Genomic DNA, 22,223 nt, shown 5'->3' on the forward strand with positions numbered 1-22,223 from the left:
AGCAGCCACCCTTTAAAGAAAGCGTAATAGCTCACTAGTCGAGTCGGCCTGCGCGGAAGATGTAACGGGGCTCAAACCATACACCGAAGCTACGGGTATCACCTTCGGGTGATGCGGTAGAGGAGCGTTCTGTAAGCCTGTGAAGGTGAGTTGAGAAGCTTGCTGGAGGTATCAGAAGTGCGAATGCTGACATGAGTAACGACAATGGGTGTGAAAAACACCCACGCCGAAAGACCAAGGTTTCCTGCGCAACGTTAATCGACGCAGGGTTAGTCGGTCCCTAAGGCGAGGCTGAAAAGCGTAGTCGATGGAAAACAGGTTAATATTCCTGTACTTCTGGTTATTGCGATGGAGGGACGGAGAAGGCTAGGCCAGCTTGGCGTTGGTTGTCCAAGTTTAAGGTGGTAGGCTGGAATCTTAGGTAAATCCGGGATTCTAAGGCCGAGAGCTGATGACGAGTCATCTTTTAGATGACGAAGTGGTTGATGCCATGCTTCCAAGAAAAGCTTCTAAGCTTCAGGTAACCAGGAACCGTACCCCAAACCGACACAGGTGGTTGGGTAGAGAATACCAAGGCGCTTGAGAGAACTCGGGTGAAGGAACTAGGCAAAATGGCACCGTAACTTCGGGAGAAGGTGCGCCGGTGAGGGTGAAGGACTTGCTCCGTAAGCTCATGCCGGTCGAAGATACCAGGCCGCTGCGACTGTTTATTAAAAACACAGCACTCTGCAAACACGAAAGTGGACGTATAGGGTGTGACGCCTGCCCGGTGCCGGAAGGTTAATTGATGGGGTTAGCTAACGCGAAGCTCTTGATCGAAGCCCCGGTAAACGGCGGCCGTAACTATAACGGTCCTAAGGTAGCGAAATTCCTTGTCGGGTAAGTTCCGACCTGCACGAATGGCGTAACGATGGCGGCGCTGTCTCCACCCGAGACTCAGTGAAATTGAAATCGCTGTGAAGATGCAGTGTATCCGCGGCTAGACGGAAAGACCCCGTGAACCTTTACTATAGCTTTGCACTGGACTTTGAATTTGCTTGTGTAGGATAGGTGGGAGGCTTTGAAGCGTGGACGCCAGTTCGCGTGGAGCCAACCTTGAAATACCACCCTGGCAACTTTGAGGTTCTAACTCAGGTCCGTTATCCGGATCGAGGACAGTGTATGGTGGGTAGTTTGACTGGGGCGGTCTCCTCCTAAAGAGTAACGGAGGAGTACGAAGGTGCGCTCAGACCGGTCGGAAATCGGTCGTAGAGTATAAAGGCAAAAGCGCGCTTGACTGCGAGACAGACACGTCGAGCAGGTACGAAAGTAGGTCTTAGTGATCCGGTGGTTCTGTATGGAAGGGCCATCGCTCAACGGATAAAAGGTACTCCGGGGATAACAGGCTGATACCGCCCAAGAGTTCATATCGACGGCGGTGTTTGGCACCTCGATGTCGGCTCATCACATCCTGGGGCTGAAGCCGGTCCCAAGGGTATGGCTGTTCGCCATTTAAAGTGGTACGCGAGCTGGGTTTAGAACGTCGTGAGACAGTTCGGTCCCTATCTGCCGTGGACGTTTGAGATTTGAGAGGGGCTGCTCCTAGTACGAGAGGACCGGAGTGGACGAACCTCTGGTGTTCCGGTTGTCACGCCAGTGGCATTGCCGGGTAGCTATGTTCGGAATAGATAACCGCTGAAAGCATCTAAGCGGGAAACTAGCCTCAAGATGAGATCTCACTGGAACCTTGAGTTCCCTGAAGGGCCGTCGAAGACTACGACGTTGATAGGTTGGGTGTGTAAGCGCTGTGAGGCGTTGAGCTAACCAATACTAATTGCCCGTGAGGCTTGACCATATAACACCCAAGCAATTTGACTACTCTTGACTTGGAAACAAGCAAAAGCATCAGATTGCGGTGTGTGAAGACGAAATGAACCGAAAGTTCGAATCTCACAAAACACCGAAAGCTGTCACATACCCAATTTGCTGAAGCGAGGCCATCTGGTCACGACTCAGTACCCGAATTTCTTGACGACCATAGAGCATTGGAACCACCTGATCCCATCCCGAACTCAGTAGTGAAACGATGCATCGCCGATGGTAGTGTGGGGTTTCCCCATGTGAGAGTAGGTCATCGTCAAGATTAAATTCCAGAACCCCTGTTTGCTAACGCAAACAGGGGTTTTGTTTTGGGCGGTCGAAAAGGCGCACGTACAAACTAGCCCGCAACTCTGCCGCTACCCACCTCAATTACCCTTCGGTCAATTCAATACAAAGTGTTTCGTCATATTTGGTATGGTGCAGCAGCTTTTCCCAGGGACCGACTTTTCTACCGCAGGATGCGGCATCGCCCTTATTCAACGAGATGCTGTAGAAATGCCCGAAGCCATACCGATCAAAGACCACGAAAAAGAGCACCGTCTGGTCAACAAGCGCCTGCTGGCCTGCGCAATACTGGTGCTTGGCATCACCTGCGCCCTGGTCGCCCGCATGTATTTCCTGCAAGTGGTGGAGTTCGACTATCACTCCACCATCTCCGAAAACAACCGTGTCCATGTTCTGCCCATCACTCCGACTCGCGGCTTGATCTATGACCGTAACGGTGTGGTCCTGGCCGATAACCGTCCCAGTTACAACCTGACCATCACCCGCGAACGGGCTACTGACCTGAAAGGGGAGCTGGACTCGATTATCGCTCTGCTGCACCTGCCAGCCGAAGACCGCGCCGTCTTCGACAAGGCCCTGAAGCAAGCGCGCCACCCGTTCGTGCCCGTGACGTTGTTCTATGAGCTGACTGAAGAGCAGATTGCCATACTGGCCGTCAACGAATTCCGCCTGCCCGGCGTGGAGGTCGAGCCGCAATTCGTGCGGCACTACCCACTGGGTGCACATTTTGCGCATTCCATTGGTTACGTGGGGCGCATCAACGAGAAAGAGTCCAAGGAGCTGGATTCGGTCGAGTACCGTGGCACGCAGTCGATTGGTAAAACCGGCATCGAGCGCTTCTATGAGTCGCAGTTGCACGGCCATGTGGGTTATGAAGAGGTCGAGACCAATGCCCAGGGCCGAGTTCTGCGGGTGCTCAAGCATACCGATCCGGTTCCCGGCAAAAACATCGTCCTGAGCCTGGATATCAAGCTCCAGGAAGCCGCCGAAGAAGCCCTGGGCGATCGTCGCGGTTCAGTCGTGGCCCTCGACCCGCAAACCGGCGAAGTCCTGGCGATGGTCAGCAAACCCAGCTTCGATCCCAACTCGTTCGTCACCGGCATCAGTTTCAAGGAGTATGCCGCGTTGCATGATTCCCTCGACCGCCCCTTGTTCAACCGGGTGCTGCGCGGTTTGTATGCGCCGGGCTCGACGATCAAGCCGGAAGTGGCCATCGCCGGTCTCGACAGCGGCGTGGTCACCGCCCAGACCCGGGTCTTTGACCCTGGCTACTATCAACTGCCGAACTTTGATCACAAATACCGCAACTGGAACCACAGTGGCGATGGCTGGGTAGATATGGACGCCGCCATCATGCGTTCCAACGACACCTACTTCTACGACCTGGCCCACAAGCTGGGGATCGACCGCTTGCACGACTACATGGCCGAATTCGGTCTCGGGCAGAAAGTCTCCCTGGATATGTTCGAAGAATCCGCCGGTCTGATGCCGTCCCAGGCCTGGAAGCGTGCAACCCGTCGCCAGCCCTGGTTCCCGGGCGAAACCGTGATCCTCGGCATCGGCCAAGGCTACATGCAGGTCACTCCGTTGCAACTGGCCCAGGCCACGGCGCTGATCGCCAACAAGGGCGTGTGGAATCGCCCGCACTTGGCTAAAACCATCGACGGCGTGCCGCCAGCGGACGAAAACCCTATGCCCAATATCGTCCTCAAGAACCCGCGCGACTGGGATCAGGTCAACCACGGCATGCAAATGGTGATGCACGACCCGCGCGGGATTGCCCGGGCGTCGGCCGCCGGTGCGCAGTACCGGATCGCGGGCAAGAGTGGTACCGCGCAGGTGGTGGCAATCAAGCAGGGCGAGCGCTACAACCGCCTGAAGACCCGCGAGCGCAACCGCGACAACGCATTGTTCGTCGGTTTCGCCCCGGCCGAGCACCCCAGGATCGTGATTTCAGTGATGATTGAAAACGGCGAGGCGGGCGGCCGCGTGGCAGGCCCGGTGGTGCGCCAGATCATGGATGCCTGGTTGCTCGATCAACAAGGCCACCTGAAACCGCAGTACGCCACGCCGGCCAAGACATCGGGCGACCCTCGTGTCTAACGCCAGTATCGTCAAGCCGTCTTGGGCGAGGTTTCGCTGGGTAGATAAGCAATTGCATTTAGCCGCAGTCTGCGCAGATAATGAGATGAATTATCATTAACGTGCTTGGCTGCCCGCGTGTCTACTCCTACCGATCCCAAGGTCCTTCTGGCAACGCTTTATGACGACAACCATCGCTGGTTGCGCGCCTGGTTGTATCGTCAGCTCAAGTGCCCGCAAGATGCGGCGGACCTGACCCAGGACACGTTTATCCGCATTCTGGACGCGCGCCAGCTCCATCAACTCGAGGAGCCCCGCGCGTTTCTCAGTACCGTGGCGCGCCGCTTGTTGTTCAGCTTCTGGCGGCGCAAGCGGTTGGAGCAGACCTACCTCGACAGCCTGGCGCAGTTGCCGCACGCCTATACCCCTTCGGAAGAAGACCTGGCCCTGGTGCGCGAAGCGCTGGAAAGCATCGATCGCCTGCTCAACGGCCTACCGCCGCGTGTCCGGCAAATCTTTATGCTCAATCGCCTCGAAGGCTTGTCGCAGCCCGTCATCGCCCAGCAGTTGAGCGTGTCGCTGGCCACGGTAGAGCGCGATCTGCGCCGGGCTTTCCTGCACTGCCTGGCCGAGTCGGCGGACCTGACATGAGTTACCCCAAGGTGGACGCCACCACTCGCGCCGCCGTGGATTGGCTGCTACGCCTTGAGGCCGGGGATGACGACCCTGTGCTGCGCCAAGCCTTCGAAACCTGGCTGCGGGCCAACCCCCAGCACACCATTGCCTGGCAGCGTGTGGGCAGTTTGCTGCAGCAGCCGATTGCTGATTTGCAGCGCGTCGAAGCCCGCAGTCCCGGCCAATTGCGCGCCGTTACCCAGGCCCTGGCGACGCCGGATTCCGAATCGCGACGCAAGGTGCTGCGCGGTGACCTGGCCCTGGTGTTGTTCGGTGTCAGCGGTGCGGCGATCTTTGATCGCGCCCAGCCGCTCAATGGCGTGTGGGCCGACCGCCACACCGCCACCGGTGAGCGCAAGACTTTCGCTTTGGCCGATGGCAGCCGCCTGAGTCTCAATGCCCGCAGTTCGGTGGACATCCACTTCAGTGACAGCCGTCGCCTGGTGCGCCTGCGTGAGGGCCAAGTGTTCGTGGACGTCGCCGCCGACCCGCGCCGGCCGTTTGTGATCGCCACCGCCCAGGGCGAAGTCCAGGCCCTGGGCACGCAATTCATGGTGCGCCAGGAGGCCACCGGCAGCCTGACCTCGGTGCAATTGCACAGCGTCCAGGTCACCACGCTCGGCGGCAGCCAGCGCCGTGTAGAGGCGGGGGAGGCCGCGTGGTTCAGCGATGTCGATGTGCGCCCGGTACCGCTCTCGGTACGCAGCCGCACGGACTGGCGCGACGGTCGCGTGGATATCCGTGATGAACCCCTGGGCCTGCTGATCGACGCCCTGCGGCCGTATCGCCGGGGCGTGCTGCGGGTCAGTGAGCAAGCCGCAAAAGTACGCGTCTATGGCGTGTACCCACTGGATGATCCGGAGCAAACCCTGGAGTCGCTGGCCCAGACCTTCCCTCTGCGCATCAGTCACTACGGCCCCTGGTTGACCCTGATTGACGTGCGCTGAGCAGCCAATGGGAATTATTTTCACTCAGCGTGAGGGGGTCGCCGATCTCGCGAGTCAAGGTTAGGGAACGCCAACCTGACAATGAGCATCCTCACCCTATGGCACCCTCGATGATCCGTCCCTGCCTGTTGACCCTGGCCGTAACCCTGGCTGTGGTCGGCCACCCCGTGGCCGCCCTGGCCGATACGGCCGCCAGCACCCAGCAATATTTCAATCTGCCCGCTGCAGCCCTCGGCGATAGCCTGAGCCGGCTGTCGCGGGAAAGCGGACGCACGCTGTCGGTCAGCCCGGCCTTGCTGCAAGGCCGCCGCGCGCCGGCGTTGCAGGGCCAATACAGCCCCGAACAGGCTGCGCAACACTTGCTGAACGGCAGCGGCCTGGGCCTGACCGTCACCGACAATGGCACCTGGAGCCTGTACCTGCTGCCCGAAGGCGGCGCCTTGAACCTTGGCGCCACCACCGTCACCGGCCTGGTCGCGGAAGATGCCTGGGGCCAGGTGGATGGCTATGTGGCCACTCGCAGCGCCACGGCCACCAAGACCGATACACCGATCCTGGAGATCCCGCAGACCGTCAACGTGGTCACCGCCGACCAGGTCAAGGTCCAGGGCGCACGCAACCTGACCCAGTCCCTGCGCTACACCCCAGGCGTCGACACCAACGGCTACACCGATCGCAACACCATCGCCGACGAGCTGACCAGCCGTGGCTTCGCGCCCACCTTGTTGTATCTCGATGGCGCTTATCTGCCTTACGCCGGCAGCCTCGGTGGTGCGCCACAGATCGATCCCTACACCCTGGAACGCATTGAAGTGCTCAAGGGCCCGGCCTCAGTGCTGTTTGGGCAGAACCAGCCGGGCGGCATGATCAATCTGGTGTCCAAGCGGCCCACCACTGAAGCCAGGCATCAGGTCAAGTTTGGCGTGGGCAGTTACGACCGGGTCAATGGCGCCCTCGATTTCAGCGGCCCCCTCGATGAGGCAAAAACCTTGAGCTACCGTCTGATCGGCCTGGTCCGCGACGGTAACGAGATGGTCGACCATGCCACCGACAGCCGCACCTTGCTGGCCCCCAGCCTGACCTGGGCGCCCACGGATGACACTGCCCTGACGATCTATGCGCAGATCCAACGTGACAAATCCCTGGCCGACTACCAGGCGTTGCCGGCCATCGGCACCCTGTACCGCAACTCCAAAGGCCAGCATATCGACCGCGATACCTTCCTCGGCGACTCCGACTGGAACAACTATATTCGCGATCAGTATGTGCTGGGCTATGACTTCTCCCATGCCTTCAACGACAACCTGGAATACCGCCAGACCGCGCGATTTACCGACGTCAACGACCGCTACAAAGGTTTCTACCTGAACCGCTTCGTCGAGCTGCCCGATGGCAGCACCGACGACACCCGCGCCAGCCGCACCAAGCTCGACTGGCGCCAACACAACAGCGCCTACACCCTCGATAACAACCTGCAGGCCAAGTTCGCCACCGGTGCCCTGGAACACACCTTGCTGGTGGGCTTCGATCACCGCGAGTTCACCCGTAAATATCAGGGCTACAACCTTTACGGCGCAGAAATCATCGACCTCTACCAGCCGTCCAACTACCACACCTTTGGCCAGCCGCAACTGACCACCAAGTGGAACAACACGGTCAAGCAGACCGGCCTCTATGCCCAGGACCAGATCAAGTTCGACCGTTTCATCCTCACCATGGGCCTGCGTGAAGACTGGGCCGAAGTAATCAATCGCGACCTGCTGGACCACAGCACGGTGTCGCAGAAAGACAAGCAGCTCACGCGTCGCGTCGGCCTGACTTACCTCACCGACTTCGGCCTGGCGCCCTACGTCAGTTATGCCGAGTCGTTTCTGCCCAGCGTCGGCCGGCTGGCCCCGGCGCGTGGCGGCGGCGCCTATAAACCGGTGGAGGGCGAGCAGTATGAGGCAGGCCTCAAATACCAGCCCAACGACCAGTCGCTGCTGACCTTGTCGGTGTTCCAGATCAAACAGAAAAACGTCCTGACCGGCGATCTGATCTATCGCGAATACCAGTTGCAGGAAGGCGAAGTGCGCTCGCGGGGCGTGGAATTTGAAGGCAAGGCCCGGTTTGGCCAGGTGGAGTTGATCAGTGCGCTGTCGTACCTGGACGCGATCTATACCAAGAGCAACTACGGCGACGAGGGCAACCGCAGCGAGGCGCAGGCGCCGTGGAGCGCCAGTGCCTGGGCCGACTACCACTTTGCCAGCGATGCCCTGGCCGGCCTGACCGTAGGCGGTGGTGCGCGGTATACCGGGAAGAAGTACGGCGACTCGGCCAACACCTTCAAGACCCCGTCGTTCGTGGTCTTTGACGCCACCGTCAGCTACGACCTGAGCCGCGTCAGCCCCACATTCAAGGGGGCCGAAGCCAGCCTCAACGTGCAGAACCTGTTTGACCGCGAGTACGTTTCGTCCTGCAACTACTCCTTTGGTTGCTATTACGGCCAGGAGCGCACCGCGTCCCTGGCCGTGTCCTACGATTGGTGAGCTACTTGATCACCACCGGATTCACCGGCGCGCCGCTGCCACCGACAATCTTCAACGGCGCGGCGGTGTAGAGGAACTTCCACTGGCCGTCGTCGGCACAATCGGCGGCCAGATCCTCCAGCAGCACGATCTCGGTAAAGGCGATGCCGAGGTTGCGCATCAGCGCGCAATGCAATGGAATCTGCACCCCCGACACCGGATCGGTGATCACCTCATTGGCGATGGTGTCGGTCACCAGGTTGGGGATTTCCATGGCGTGGAACCACTCCACCAGTTCCCGGCTGTAGGTCAGGCCAGGTTCCACCAGGTCCTTGAAGAACTCGGTCTTGCCATACTCGTAGAACGCGCCCATGGAGCCGGTACGGATGATCAGGATGTCGCGTTTTTCGATGGTCACCCCCTGGGCCTTGGCGGCGGCCAGCAAGTCCAGGTGGTTGAAGGTTTCGCCACGGCCCAGGTATTTCTTGCCGCGATGGCGGGCCATGTCGATCAACACCGCACGCCCGACCACGCCGCGCTCGGCAATCGCCAGCACACTGGCCTTGGCCATGCCGCCGACGGTGCTCATGGCGTCGTAGCCGTTCCACAGTTGATTGTCGTACCAGGCATGCCCGAGGGCGTCGTACTGGGTCGAGCCTTGCAACTGCATGAAGATCACATCGTCGCAATACGCCGCGCCGCCGGTCATTTCGGGTTGCTTGCCGAAGTGATAGTGGCTGTGATCCAGGGTATTGAAGCGCATCGACGGGTTGCGCGCCGGCCACATCGGGTCACCGCCCGGATGGCCGATCTGCACTTGCAGGGTGAAGGTCTTGCCCTGGCGCACCGAAGCGACACCGCGCAGTACTTCGGCTTCGGTCAGGTAGTTGAGGGCGCCGACTTCATCGTCCGGTCCCCATTTGCCCCAGTTCTTTGGCAGGCCTTCGAGTAATTGCCTGGTGTTCGGTTCGTTCTTGTTATGTAAGTCACACATATCGACTCCGATCCCTTTGGTCGTTGAGTTACACGCAGCGCCCACCGTCGACTTCAAGGCAGGTGCCGGTGATAAAGGCCGCTTCGTCCGAGGCCAGATACAGGCAGGCATTGGCCACGTCCTGCGGGGTGGAAAAACGTCCCAGGGGGATGGTCGCCATGAACTTCTGGCGGTTTTCCGGGGTGTCCGGCACGCCCATGAACTCACTGAGCAACGCGGTTGCGCCGACCACCGGGTTCACGCAATTGACGCGGATATTGTCCGGCCCCAGCTCCGCCGCCATGGTTTTGCTCATGACCACCACCGCACCCTTGCTGCCGTTATACCAGACCAGTCCCGGGCGCGGGCGGATCGCTGCGGTCGAGGCAATATTGACGAACACGCCGCCGCCCTGGCCGCGAAAATGCGGCACAAAATGCCTGGCGCTGAGGAAGATGCTTTTGACGTTGACCGCGAACACCCGGTCGAACTCGGCCTCGTCCACTTCCAGCATCGGCCGGTTGCGGTGGGTGGTGCCGGCGTTGTTGATGACGATATCCAGCGCGCCGAATTGCTCCAGGGTGGCGCGCAGCAGCGCGCCCACGCTTTCGTCGTTGGCCACATTGACCTCGACGAAATGGGCATGGCCGCCGCTGGCGGCGATCTCATTGACCACCCGCTGGCCGCCGGTTGCGTTCATGTCGGCGACGATAACCCGCGCACCCTGTTGGGCAAAGGTCTTGGCGATGCCTTCGCCAAACCCGGAGCCAGCGCCGGTGACGATGGCAACTTTGTTTGCTAGACGCATGGAGTGTGCTCCTTTCTTGTTGTTGTAATGGCTTAGCCGTGTTTGATCGCAATGGTCTTCAAGGTGGTAAAGCCCAGCAGGGCCTCGAAGCCTTTTTCCCGGCCATAACCGCTGGCCTTGACGCCGCCGAAGGGCAGTTCAACCCCGCCGCCGGCCCCGTAGTTATTGATGAATACCTGGCCGCAGCGCAGCTTGCGCGCCAGGCGCATCTGCCGGGCGCCATCGCGGGTCCACACGCCGGCGACCAGGCCGAATTCGGTGCCGTTGGCCAGGCGGATGGCCTCGGCTTCATCGTCAAAGGGCATCACGGCCAACACCGGGCCGAAGACTTCCTCCCGGGCCAGGCGGCTGTCGGGCGGCACATCGCGAAACAGCACTGCTTCCTGGAAGTAGCCGCCACTGCCGGCTTCGGCCACCACCTGGCCGCGGGCGGCTACGGTGATCCCGGCCTGTTCGGCCTCGCGCACGAACTCACGCACCTGGCGTTGCTGCTTCTGGTTGATCAGCGGGCCCATATCCAGGTCCAGCGCCGAAGGCCCGGTGCGCAGTTCGCGAAAGCGCTGGCTGAGTTGCTCCACCAGGGCCTCATAGATACTGCGTTCCACCAACAACCGGCTGCCCGCTGAACAGGTCTGCCCGCAGTTCTGCACAATGGCGTTGACCAGCACCGGCAAGGCTTCGTCCAGGTCGGCATCGGCGAATACCAGTTGCGGCGATTTCCCGCCCAGCTCCAGGGTCACCGGGCAGTGCCGCTCAGCAGCGGCCTTGGACACCGCCGTGCCGGTCATGGTGGAACCGGTAAACGAAATGTGATCAATCCCCGGATGGCTGCACAACGCCGCTCCGGCCTCGTAGCCGTAGCCAGTCACCACATTGATCGCGCCGGCCGGGAAGCCCACCTCGGCGGCAATCTGCGCCAGGCGCAGTAACGACAGGCTGGCATCCTCCGCCGGCTTGACCACACAGGCATTGCCTGCCGCCAGGGACGCACCGACGCTGCGCCCGAAGATCTGCATCGGGTAGTTCCACGGGATGATATGCCCGGTGACCCCATGGGGCTCGCGCACCGTCAGCACCGTGTAGCCGTTTTGATAGGGCAGGGTCTCGCCGTGCAACTTGTCGGCCGCGCCGGCGTAATACTCGAAGTAACGGGCGAGGGCGGTGGCATCGGCCCGTGCCACTTTCAGCGCCTTGCCAGTGTCCCGCGCTTCGATCTGCGCCAGCTCTTCGTGATGCGCTAACACCGCTGCGCCCAGCCTGGCCAGCAGGCGGCTACGCTCCAGTGCCGACAACGAGCCCCATGGCCCGTCGAAGGTCTCGCCCACGGCCAGGCGCGCGGCGCTGACGGCGGCGTCGATATCGGCAGCGGTGCCACGGGCGATGCTGGAGTAGCTTTCGCCACTGCTGGGGTCGATCACCGGGATGTCTTCCAGGGATGTCGAGGCTTGCCATTGGTTGGCGATGTAATGTGCGTTGATCATGTTCAGCTCCTGTTCCCGGCGATGCATTCGGCGATGGCCACGCCCACTTCAATCGTACTGGCGCTGCCGCCCATTTCCCGGGTGCGCGGGCCTTGCGCAAGCACCGTCTCGATGGCTGAGACAATGGCTGCTGCGGCCTCTTGGTAAAGCGGGTCGCCATTGCCCAGATGCTCGATCATCAATGCGGCCGACCAGATCTGCCCGATGGGGTTGGCCACGCCCAGCCCGGCAATGTCCGGTGCCGAACCGTGTACCGGCTCGAACAGCGACGGGTAGCGCCGCTCGGGGTTGAGGTTGGCCGACGGCGCAATGCCGATGGTGCCGGTGCAGGCCGGGCCGAGGTCGGAGAGGATGTCGCCAAACAGGTTGGAGGCCACCACCACGTCAAACCAGTCCGGGTGCTGCACAAAGTGTGCGCAGAGGATGTCGATGTGGAATTTGGCGGTCTTGACGTTCGGGTAGCGCTGGGCGATCAGGTTCACCCGCTCGTCCCAGAACGGCATGGTGATGGAGATACCGTTGGATTTGGTGGCGGCCACCAGGTGCTTGCGCGGTCGCTGCTGGGCCAGTTTGAAGGCATAGTCCACCACCCGGTCCACGCCTTCGCGGGAGAAGATCGACTCCTGCACTGCGATCTCACGCGGCGTGCCTTCCCACATCCGCCCGCCGACGCTGGAGTATTCGCCCTCGGTGTTTTCGCGCACCACGATAAAGTCGATATCCCCCGGCACACGGCCGGCGAGCGGGCAGGGCACGCCGGGCATCAGGCGCACCGGGCGAATGTTGACGTATTGGTCGAACTGACGGCGGATCTTCAGCAGCGACTCCCACACCGCCGTATGGTCGGCGATGATGTCCGGGGCGCCCACGGCGCCGAAGAAGATCGCGTCATGGCTACCAATCTGCTCGGCCCAATCGTCCGGCATCATGGTGCCGTGGGCCAAGTAGTGTTCGCTGCACCAGGCAAAGTGATCGAACTCAAAGGCAATGCCGAAGCGCCGACTGACCGCCTGCAGTACGCGCAGGCCTTCGGGCACTACCTCGCGGCCGATACCGTCGCCGGGAATCACGGCAATCCGATGGGGGGTGCTGGTCGTGGAATTGGACACGCCGTGTCTCCTGTTTTTGTTGTTGTCAGTGAGGCGGGGACATTCTTGGCACAGGTGCCACGGTGGTGGAATTGCTGATTATGGAAGTGGCCTTCGCAAAATTCGAAGGCTCGCGGTTAGGCGCAGTGGCGGGCAGCGAGGTAGTCGAATAATGCCAGGCTTGTAGGAGAAGGCTGTTCCTGGCGCATGCACAGGTACATCTGGCGGTCGGCCCACGGGTCGTCAATTTCGATAAAGCGCAAGGCCATTTCCTTGCGAAAGATCTGCACCGCGCCCTGGGGCAGCACGCCAACCCCTTGCCCGGCGGCAATCAGCCGGCACACGGCTTCAAAACTGCGCACCTGGATCCGCAGGCGCAACGGCATGCCAATCGCGGCGGCGGCTTCGGTGATCAGTGCGGTGATGGCGGCGTTGTCCTCCAGGCCGACGAAGTCATAGCCCAGCAAATCGGCAAAGCGCGCATGGCGCATCTTGAACGGATGATCATCGGGCACCAGCAGGCACAGGCGGTCCTGGCAGTAAGGGGCAAAGCGCAAGTCCTCGCCGCCCGGTTGGGTGGTGACGATGCCCACATCGGCCACGCCATCGCGCACCGCCTGCAGGATTTCACGGCTGCGCTCCTCGCGGATATCCAGGCGGATACCGGGATGTTGGGCGTTCCACTGGGTCAATTGGCTGGGCAGTTGCTGGCTCATCGCCGAACTGTTGGCATACAGGCACACGCGGCCGGTGGCGCCCTTGGCGTAGTCGGCGAGGTCAGCGTGCATCACATCCACTGCGCGCAAAATCGCCAACCCATGCTCGGCCAACACCTCGCCGGCCGCCGTGGGCGAGACGCCGGTGGAGGAGCGGTGCAACAGGGCGACCTTGAAGTGTTGCTCCAGCAACGACAGGCGCCGGCTGGCCGCAGACAGCGAGAGGTGCGACTGCTCGGCCGCCCGGGACAGGCTGCCGAGCTTGACCGTCTTGAGGAACAGCTCGATGGAAGTGAGATCGGGGGCCATGCCAGAGTCCTTGTGCGCGGTCTGTGAAAACTACGCAGTTGGGGCGGGACTGTCCAATCATCTGCCCCTCACACATTGGACATATGCTGTTGACTCAACTTTGGAGGCACCGCCGATCCCTTGTGGGAGCTGTCGAGCCCGGCGAGGCTGCGATGGCGGCGGCACTGCCAGCATTGATGGTGACTGACCCACCGCCATCGCAGCCTCGCCGGGGCTCGACAGCTCCCACCTTTGACCTTTGCTGCCTTGAGTAAAGTGCCGGTTAGAACTCGATGCTCGCCGACAGCTTGGCCACCCGTGGATCGCCCTGGGTCAGCTCAATGGCGCTTTACAAACTAGTGTGTGAGGTACGACGTATCTGAAGGCCAGAAATTTCTATTAAGGCCTGATGGCGGATGCCGAGTAGAATCGCGCCCTGAAAGCGATTCCTGAGGTGCGGCAAGGTGGATTTACAGCAGGGTTTTGTCCTGACCCGGCATTGGCGCGACACCCCGGCGGGCACGGAGGTCAGCTTCTGGCTGGCGACCGACCAGGGGCCGCGGTATATCCGTCTACCGGTACAGCCTTCGGTGATGTTTATTCCGCTGGCCCACCGCGAGCACGCGCAACGGGTGCTCAAGGGCGAGCGCGACGTGGAACTGCGCCCGCTGCAACTGTGTGACTTCCACCACCGCCCGGTCCTGGGCCTTTATACCCGTCAGCATCGCCAGGCGATGGACCTGGAAAAACGCCTGCGCCAGGCCGGCGTGGATGTCTACGAAGGCGATGTGCGCCCGCCCGAGCGCTATATGATGGAGCGCTTCATCACCGCGCCGGTGGCATTTGACGGCACCCCCGGCGAGGGCGGGATGTTGCTGGAGGCGCAGATGAAGCCCGCGCCCGACTACCGCCCGGCATTGAAACTGGTGTCGCTGGATATCGAAACCACCGCGCGCGGCGAGCTGTACTCCATCGCCCTGGAAGGTTGTGGCGAGCGCCAGGTGTACATGCTCGGCCCGCCGAACAAAACCTGCGCGGTGGATTTCAAGCTCGAATACTGCGACAGCCGCGCCCAACTGCTGGAGCGCCTCAACCAGTGGCTGGCGCAACACGACCCCGACGCGATCATCGGCTGGAACCTGGTGCAGTTCGACCTGCGGGTCCTCCACGAGCATGCCCAACGGCTTAACGTGCCATTGCTGCTCGGCCGTGGCGGCGAGGCCATGGCCTGGCGCGAGCACGGCAGCCGCAACCATTACTTCGCCGCCGCTGCCGGCCGGCTGATCATTGATGGTATCGAGGCCCTGCGTTCGGCGACCTGGACCTTTGAGTCATTCAGCCTGGAAAATGTCGCCCAGACCCTGCTGGGGGAAGGCAAGTCGATCTCCACGCCCTACCAGCGCATGGACGAGATCAACCGCATGTTCGCCGAGGACAAGCCCGCCCTGGCGCGCTATAACCTCAAGGACTGCGAGCTGGTGACGCGGATTTTCGCAAAGACCGAGCTGCTCAAGTTCCTTCTGGAGCGGGCCAGCGTCACCGGCCTGCCGGCGGATCGCAACGGTGGTTCGGTGGCGGCGTTCACCCACTTGTACATGCCGCTGATGCATCGCCAGGGCTTTGTCGCGCCCAACCTGGGGGACAAGCCGCCCCAGGCCAGCCCCGGCGGTTTTGTCATGGACTCGCGGCCGGGGCTGTACGAGTCGGTGCTGGTGCTGGACTACAAAAGTCTGTATCCGTCGATCATCCGCAGCTTCCTGATCGACCCCGTGGGCCTCATCGAAGGCCTGCGCCACCCCGACGACAACGAGTCGGTGGAAGGCTTTCGCGGTGCGCGCTTTTCCCGCACCCGGCATTGCCTGCCGTCGATTGTGGCGCGGGTTTCCGAAGGCCGCGAGGTGGCCAAACGCGAGCATAACGCGCCGTTGTCCCAGGCCCTGAAGATCATCATGAATGCCTTCTACGGCGTGCTCGGTTCCAGCGGCTGTCGGTTTTTCGATACGCGGCTGGCGTCGTCGATCACCCTGCGCGGCCACCAGATCATGCGCCAGACCCGCGAACTGGTCGAAGCCCAGGGTTATGAAGTGATCTATGGCGATACCGACTCTACGTTTGTCTGGCTCGGCAGTGCCCATTCCCAGGAGGATGCCACGCGCATCGGCCAGGACCTGGTGCAACACGTCAACCAATGGTGGCGCGAACGCCTGCACAACGAATTCGGCCTGCAAAGCGCCCTTGAACTGCAATACGAAACCCACTTCAGCCGCTTCCTGATGCCGACCATTCGTGGGGCGGAGGAGGGCAGCAAGAAACGGTATGCCGGTTTGGTGACCCGTGCCGATGGCAGTGAAGAGATGATCTACAAAGGCCTGGAGACTGTGCGTAGCGACTGGTCGCCCCTGGCCCGCCAATTCCAGCAGGAGTTGTACCAGCGCATCTTCCACCGCCAGCCCCACCAGGATTATGTGCGTGACTATGTGCGCCGCACCCTCAGTGGTGAGTTCGATGAGCTGCTGATCTACCGCAAACGCCTGCGCCGGCAACTGGGCGACTACGAGCGCAACGTGCCGCCCCATGTGCGGGCCGCGCGCCTGGCGGATGAATACAACGACCGCCAGGGCCGTCCACGCCAGTATCAGAACGGTGGCTGGATTCGCTACGTGATCACCGTCAACGGCCCCGAGCCCCTGGAAGTGCGCCAGGCGCCGATTGACTACGACCACTACGTCACCCGGCAATTACAGCCGGTGGCCGATGCGATCCTGCCGTTTGTCGATGATGATTTCAGCACCTTGGTCGGTGGTCAGATGGGCTTGTTTTAACCCTGGGAAAACGTTTCACTCTGGACGCTGAATCTCCAGGAGGAATGCCCATGTACACGCTCTACGGCACGCAAAGTTCTGGTTCATGCATCGTCGAAATCGCCCTGCAACGCTGCGGCGTGCCGTGGCAGCAGGTCGATGCCAGCCCCTGGGGTGATGGGGCGGGGATTGAGGCCCTTGGGCAGATCAACCCGCTGCGGCAGATCCCCACCCTGCAACTGCCCGACGGCAGCGTGTTGACGGAAAGCGCGGCGATCCTGATTCACCTGGGCCTGGCGTATCCGGCCAGCGATTTGCTGTCCGGTCACCGTGCGCAGATCATTCGCGGCCTGGTGTATATCGCCGCCAACTGCTACTCGGCGATCACCATCATCGACTACCCGCAACGCTTTCTCGCCGACGCTGACGAGACGGTGCAGGCGCAACTGATCGCGGGCACCCAGCAGAAACTGCACCGGACCTGGCAGGTATTTGCCGAGCAATTTGCCGGGCAACTCTTTACCCCACAGGGGCTGCCCAATGCCCTGGGCATCATGGCGGCGGCGGTGTCCCGCTGGGAGGGTGTACGCGACGTCCTGCGACACTCCCACCCCGCATGCGCCCAGGCCCTGGCGCAGGTGGACGCCGACCCGCAGGTGGCCCCGGTGTTCGCCTGGCACTGGCCGGATTGGCCCGAGCAGTGAGCCTTGGCAATCAGAAGAAACAATGAGCCTCGAAGCACCTCGAGCCCTTGCGTCACGGGCGTCCTGGCCTACTCTTTCTGATAGTCGCGTAGGAATCATCCTTGAAATTGACTGTCGCAGACATGAAACTCAAAAACTCTGCATGGAATTGGAAGGAGGTACGCATGCTCGTCCGGTCGCTGACCCTGGCTACCTTGATGGCGTTTACGGGGCCGTTGTTGGCTGCGGATAACCGAGGCCCGCTGGAACAGGATCAAGGCAAATTCCGCCCGCTGATCGTGATTGCACCCAGCTCCATCGACCCGACTCAGGTCCAGCTCAAGAAAGATCTTGAACAGCCTGAGAACAAACAGAAGTTCACCGAGCGCAACATGGTGCTCTACACCGTGAACTACACGAGCATCGGCACCGTCGGCCAGCGTGACGGCAAGGACCTCGGCGCCCAGGACACCAACGCGTTGATCCGCGCCTTGAAGCTGGGGGCCAGTGTCGGCACCAAAGTGATCCTGGTGGGCAAGGACGGCGAGAAGAAAGTCGAAAAGACCGTGCCGCCCGATACCCTTGACCTTGCAGAGTTCTTTGCGGCTGTCGACAAGATGCCCATGGCAGAAAAAGAAGCCGCCGCCCCCGCCGAGCCTGAACCCGCCGCCCCGGCAGCGAGCAAGCCTGGCAAGCACGCGCCGCAACCGCTGGAAGATTGATGCTCCTCGCTGGCGCCTACAGGGGAGGGGCCAGCGAACCCTACAAGTCGTGTGGCACTTGCGGGCATTGCGTCATGAAGCATGTGATAACCGTTATCATTTGCGGCTTGCCCTCTGCGCGCGCCCTCCATGCCCCCGACCCCTGCGACAAGCCCTACTGACCTGGCCACGCTGTATCAGCAGCAACATCGCTGGCTGCAGCACTGGCTGTGGCGTCGCCTGAACTGTTCGCAGAGCGCCGCCGACCTGGCCCAGGACACGTTCCTGCGTTTGCTGGCCAAGAACCAACCCCTTGAAGTCCAGGCGCCCCGCAGCTTTCTGGCGAAAGTCGCACAAAGCGTGTTGTCCAATCACTTTCGTCGGCAAAAGCTGGAAAAGGCCTACCTGCAAGCCCTGGCGGGGCAATTGGAGTTGCAGGCGCCGGATGTCACCGAACAGACCCGCGCCCAGTGGCTGGCGTGGCGCCAATTGGATCCGCTCAACGAGCAGGTCTGGCAGCATTCCCAGCGATTTTTCCAGCGTATGCACGAGGTGCGCGACCCGGCACATCAGGCGCTGGTCAGCGCCACCCTGTTGCCGACGATATCCCGGCGTCGGGTGATTAAAAACCTAGCCCTGTTGCTGGCGGCCGGCAGTGTGGCGTGGACCGCCAGGGACGCCGGCCTGCTGCAACCCTGGACCAGCGATTTCAGCACCTCGGTCGGTGAGCAATGGCGCATCGAACTGGCGGACAACAGCGAAATCCAGCTCAATACCGACACCGCTGTCGATGTGAATTACAGCCCCGACCAGCGCCTGACCAACCTGTCGGATACCCTGGATGCCACCCCCGGCATCATCGTGTTGCGTGATGGCCTGGGGTCGGAAAGCGATAGCTATTTCTCCCGTGGTTTCCAGATCCAGAACTTCGAAATCGACGGTGTGCCTACCGTTGCGCGCATGGACAACTACACCCAGAGCATGGCGATGTACGATCGGGTGGAAGTGGTGCGCGGCGCCACCGGTTTGATCAGCGGCATGGGCAACCCCTCGGCCACCATCAACCTGATCCGCAAGCGCCCGACGGCCGAGGCGCGGGCCAGTGTCACCGCTGAAGCGGGCAACTGGGACCGCTACGGCAGTGGCCTCGACGTGTCCGGCCCGCTGACCGAAACCGGCAATGTGCGCGGGCGCCTGGTGGCCGACTACAAGACCGAACATGCCTGGGTCGACCGCTACAAGCAGCAGACCCAATTGCTGTAGGGCATCACTGAATTCGACCTGACCGAAGACACCTTGCTGACCCTGGGCTTCAGCTACCTGCGTACCTACGTCGATGCCCCGGCGCGCTCCGGTTTGCCTACGCGCTTTACCGACGGTTCGCGCAGCAACCTCAGCCGCTCCCTGAATACCGCGCCGGCCTGGTCCTATAACGACCATGAGCAGACCAGCTTCTTTACCTCCATCGAGCAGAAGTTCGACAGCGGCTGGAGCGCCAAGGCCGAGTTCACCCATTCGCAAAACAAGTTCGATGAGGTGTTCAACTACGTCAACGGCAGCCTCAACAGCGATGGCAGCGGCACCACGCAGTTGCCGGTGCGCTTCTCCGGTACGCCGCGCCAGGACAACCTCGACCTGTACGCCACCGGGCCGTTCGACCTGCTGGGCCGCGAGCACGAGTTGATCGCCGGCGTGACTCTGTCCAAATACAAGGAAAACGTGCCCAGCCATGGCGGCTGGAACTACGCGTATTCCGGCTCCCCGGCGGGCGCCATCGACAACCTGTTCAACTGGGACGGGCACTCGGCCAAGCCGGACTTCCCGGTGACCGGCAAATCCTCGGTGGATGAAAGCCAATACGCCGCTTACCTGAGCACCCGCCTGCGCATGACCGACGACCTGAGCGTGATCCTCGGCAGCCGTGTCATCGACTGGAAGCGCGAAACCGCAGACAGCCCCTACGGCGGCGTCGTCACCCGCACCGATGAGTCGGAAACCGGCGTGTACATTCCCTATGCCGGCGTGGTCTATGACCTGACCGACAACTGGTCGGCCTATGCCAGCTACACCAAGATCTTCAATCCCCAGGCCAGTTGGGTGCGCGATATCAACAACAAGGCCCTGGAACCCATGGAAGGCAAGGGCTACGAGTTGGGATTGAAGGGCAGTTTCTTCGACGAAAAACTCAACACCAGCCTGGCGCTGTTCAAGCTGGAACAGGACAACCTCGCGATCTGGATCGACACCCCGGGCGGCAATACGTATCGCAACGAGAAGGGCACCACTACCGAGGGCGTCGAGCTGGAACTCAACGGTGAGTTGGCTGAAGGCTGGCAAGCCTCCGCGGGCTACGCCTATGCGGTCAGTACCGATGCCGACGACAAACGCATCGTCACCACCTTGCCGCGCCAGAGCCTGAAAACCTTCACCACTTACCGTCTGCCGGGGGCCTTGAACAAAGTGACGGTTGGCGGCGGGGTGAACTGGCAGAGCAAGGTTGGTGAGGACCTGCACACATTCAGCCAGGGCAGCTACGCCATCACCAACCTGCTGCTGCGCTACGACGTGACGCCGCAGTTGAGTACGTCGGTCAACCTCAACAACCTGTTTGACCGTGAGTATTTCAGCTATGCCGGTAACCATGGGATGTATGGTGCGCCGCGCAACCTGATGACCAGCGTCAAGTACGACTTCTAGACCTGCCCACTATCCCCGGTGGGAGCAAGCCACACACATTTGCATTATGGTGTGGCCAAAACTCTATGCCCGGCAGAGCCCCTGTGGGAGCGGGCTTGCCCGCGATAGCGGTAGTTCAGGCACCATTTCTGCCAACTGATACACCGCCCTCGCAGGCAAGCCAGCTCCCACATTCGCATTGTGGTGTGGCCAAAGTTCTATGCCCGGCAGACCCCCCCTGTGGGAGCGGGCATGCCCGCGATAGCGGTAGTTCAGGCACCATTTCTGCTAGCTGACACACCGCCATCGCAGGCAAGCCAGCTTGTATGGTTAGACTTGTAGGGGTGGTGGGACTAAAAGCCAGCATCTGACTCTAGCCAGTACAGACCGTGGGAGACTTCGTCCCACCCCTTCACCAAAGCGCCGATAAGGAATGCATCGGCCATGACCGACGATAGAAGCAAGCCAGCGCAACGGTGAAGCCCCGACAAGCCCGTAAACCCTAACCCGGAGCTTTTCTCATGGCAATGACTGTCTCGCAATCAATCATTGGAGTGGATGTCGCTAAAGCCGAAGTAGTTGTTTATCAAAGTGAAACTGCTGAAACAAAGATCGTATCGAACAAGAAAAGCGAGCTGAAGGCATGGCTGAAGTCTTTGCCTGCGGGCAGCGCCATCGCAATTGAAGCCACCAATATCTATCACGTGGATACCGTCAACTTGGCTCATTCGATGGGCCATATCGTTTACGTGATTGATGGATATCGCCTTAGCCATTACCGCAAAGGCACAGGTGGTCGCGCTAAAACAGACTTCAGTGATGCGCAGTTGCTGGCTCGCTACTTGAAGAATGAACAGGCTGATTTACGCGCCTGGAATCCGCCGCCGAAGATTTATACCAAGCTTCAAAGCTTGCTGCGTCGACGCGCAGCGCTGGTGAAAATGCGTGTTGCACTGAATCAGAGCTGGGCGGGCGAGCCATCACTCAAGGCCTCGTCCAAGAGCATTTCAGCGTGTCTTGATAGGCATGAGGGGCTCATTGAGAAAAGGATATTAGATGCTGTTACTGAGGCGGGGCTTTTGCATCAGGTCAAGCGCTGCCAAGCCGTCGAGGGCATTGGGTTTCTGACAGCAGTTGCCCTGGTAATGGCGTTTCAGCGAGGAGAATTTGAAAGTGCTGACGCTTACATCGCGTTCTTGGGAATGGACTTGAGAGTATCCGATTCTGGGCAAATGAGCGGACGCCGCTCATTGAGCAAGAAGGGAGATTCAGAGATACGCAGATTGCTGCATAACGCGGCGTCAGCAGGTATCAGGTCAGAAGCCTGGAAACCTTTATACGAGGGTTATCTGGCCAGGGGCCTGAAAACGACTCAAGCCCTGGTCATCATTGGCCGCAAGCTGGCGCGCATCGCCTTTTCGCTCATGAAAAACCTGAGCGAATACCAGTCAAAAGCGGTTTTGGGGGCTTCCCCAAAACCATAGAATCTCCCACATTCGCATTGTGGTGTGGCCAAAACTCTATGCCCGGCGGAACCCCCTGTGGGAGCGGGCTTGCCCGCGATAGCGGTGGTCCAGGCACTGTTTCTGCTAGCTGACACACCGCCATCGCAGTCGGCAACCCCGCGCGCGGGCTTTCGCTATGCCTTTGCT

Annotated in this window: 13 protein-coding genes, 2 rRNA genes and 2 pseudogenes (1 of these 17 cut by a window edge); 12 read left to right on the forward strand and 5 right to left on the reverse strand. The window is 60.9% G+C overall.

Going from position 1 to position 22,223, the window contains the following annotated elements; all coding sequences use genetic code 11:
• The 6 genes from HU773_RS10650 to HU773_RS10675 form a co-directional block, all read left to right on the forward strand.
• Positions 1-1,834, forward strand: a 23S ribosomal RNA gene (locus HU773_RS10650); it begins 1,060 nt to the left of the window's first position.
• A gap of 172 nt (positions 1,835-2,006) precedes the next feature.
• Positions 2,007-2,122, forward strand: a 5S ribosomal RNA gene (rrf, locus tag HU773_RS10655).
• 233 nt (positions 2,123-2,355) lie between these two features.
• Positions 2,356-4,248, forward strand: a complete 1,893-nt coding sequence (mrdA, locus tag HU773_RS10660) for a penicillin-binding protein 2 (protein WP_120732443.1) — start codon at positions 2,356-2,358, stop codon at positions 4,246-4,248.
• A gap of 117 nt (positions 4,249-4,365) precedes the next feature.
• Entirely contained in the window at positions 4,366-4,878 is a 513-nt protein-coding gene (locus tag HU773_RS10665; RefSeq protein WP_120732445.1) for a sigma-70 family RNA polymerase sigma factor, read from the forward strand.
• Positions 4,875-5,849, forward strand: coding sequence for a FecR family protein (locus HU773_RS10670; protein WP_186626316.1), 975 nt, complete (start codon positions 4,875-4,877; stop codon positions 5,847-5,849). Before HU773_RS10665 ends, HU773_RS10670 begins: the two co-directional genes overlap by 4 nt.
• A gap of 110 nt (positions 5,850-5,959) precedes the next feature.
• Positions 5,960-8,377 carry a TonB-dependent siderophore receptor gene (locus HU773_RS10675; RefSeq protein WP_411356341.1) on the forward strand — a complete coding sequence of 806 codons (2,418 nt, stop codon included), beginning with the start codon at positions 5,960-5,962 and terminating at the stop codon, positions 8,375-8,377.
• Position 8,378: 1 nt separating this feature from the next.
• On the opposite strand, the gene HU773_RS10680 is transcribed toward HU773_RS10675, so the two are convergent.
• The 5 genes from HU773_RS10680 to HU773_RS10700 form a co-directional block, all read right to left on the reverse strand.
• Complete coding sequence (locus tag HU773_RS10680) at positions 8,379-9,350, reverse strand: cyclase family protein (protein WP_057439132.1); 972 nt, start codon at positions 9,348-9,350, stop codon at positions 8,379-8,381.
• Positions 9,351-9,378: 28 nt separating this feature from the next.
• A complete protein-coding gene (locus tag HU773_RS10685) occupies positions 9,379-10,137 on the reverse strand; it encodes an SDR family oxidoreductase (protein ID WP_057439131.1) in 759 nt (252 codons plus the stop codon).
• Positions 10,138-10,169: 32 nt separating this feature from the next.
• The gene (locus tag HU773_RS10690; RefSeq protein WP_120732451.1) at positions 10,170-11,618 is read right to left on the reverse strand and encodes an aldehyde dehydrogenase family protein; all 1,449 of its coding nucleotides are present in this window, start codon (positions 11,616-11,618) and stop codon (positions 10,170-10,172) included.
• A gap of 2 nt (positions 11,619-11,620) precedes the next feature.
• Positions 11,621-12,727 carry a tartrate dehydrogenase gene (locus HU773_RS10695; RefSeq protein WP_186626314.1) on the reverse strand — a complete coding sequence of 369 codons (1,107 nt, stop codon included), beginning with the start codon at positions 12,725-12,727 and terminating at the stop codon, positions 11,621-11,623.
• Positions 12,728-12,843: 116 nt separating this feature from the next.
• Complete coding sequence (locus HU773_RS10700; RefSeq protein ID WP_057959050.1) at positions 12,844-13,731, reverse strand: LysR family transcriptional regulator; 888 nt, start codon at positions 13,729-13,731, stop codon at positions 12,844-12,846.
• A gap of 443 nt (positions 13,732-14,174) precedes the next feature.
• Between HU773_RS10700 and HU773_RS10705 the strand changes: the two genes are divergently transcribed.
• The 6 genes and pseudogenes from HU773_RS10705 (at position 14,175) to HU773_RS10730 (ending at position 22,055) form a co-directional block, all read left to right on the forward strand.
• Positions 14,175-16,532: a DNA polymerase II gene (locus HU773_RS10705; RefSeq protein WP_120732455.1), complete on the forward strand. Its 2,358-nt coding sequence runs from the start codon at positions 14,175-14,177 to the stop codon at positions 16,530-16,532.
• 50 nt (positions 16,533-16,582) lie between these two features.
• Positions 16,583-17,215 (forward strand): glutathione S-transferase N-terminal domain-containing protein, encoded by a 633-nt coding sequence (locus HU773_RS10710; RefSeq protein WP_186626313.1) that lies wholly within the window; start codon positions 16,583-16,585, stop codon positions 17,213-17,215.
• A 164-nt stretch (positions 17,216-17,379) separates the two neighbouring features.
• Positions 17,380-17,916 carry a DUF4174 domain-containing protein gene (locus HU773_RS10715; RefSeq protein ID WP_186626312.1) on the forward strand — a complete coding sequence of 179 codons (537 nt, stop codon included), beginning with the start codon at positions 17,380-17,382 and terminating at the stop codon, positions 17,914-17,916.
• A gap of 129 nt (positions 17,917-18,045) precedes the next feature.
• Positions 18,046-18,375, forward strand: a pseudogene (locus HU773_RS27635) (sigma factor); the annotation flags it as partial.
• Positions 18,376-18,699: 324 nt separating this feature from the next.
• Positions 18,700-20,592, forward strand: a pseudogene (locus tag HU773_RS10725) (TonB-dependent siderophore receptor); the annotation flags it as partial.
• A 500-nt stretch (positions 20,593-21,092) separates the two neighbouring features.
• Positions 21,093-22,055, forward strand: coding sequence for an IS110 family RNA-guided transposase (locus HU773_RS10730; protein WP_076965387.1), 963 nt, complete (start codon positions 21,093-21,095; stop codon positions 22,053-22,055).
• Positions 22,056-22,223 lie beyond the last annotated feature (168 nt).

The sequence above is a fragment of the Pseudomonas shahriarae genome, from assembly GCF_014268455.2.
In the GTDB taxonomy this organism is placed as follows: domain Bacteria; phylum Pseudomonadota; class Gammaproteobacteria; order Pseudomonadales; family Pseudomonadaceae; genus Aquipseudomonas; species Aquipseudomonas shahriarae.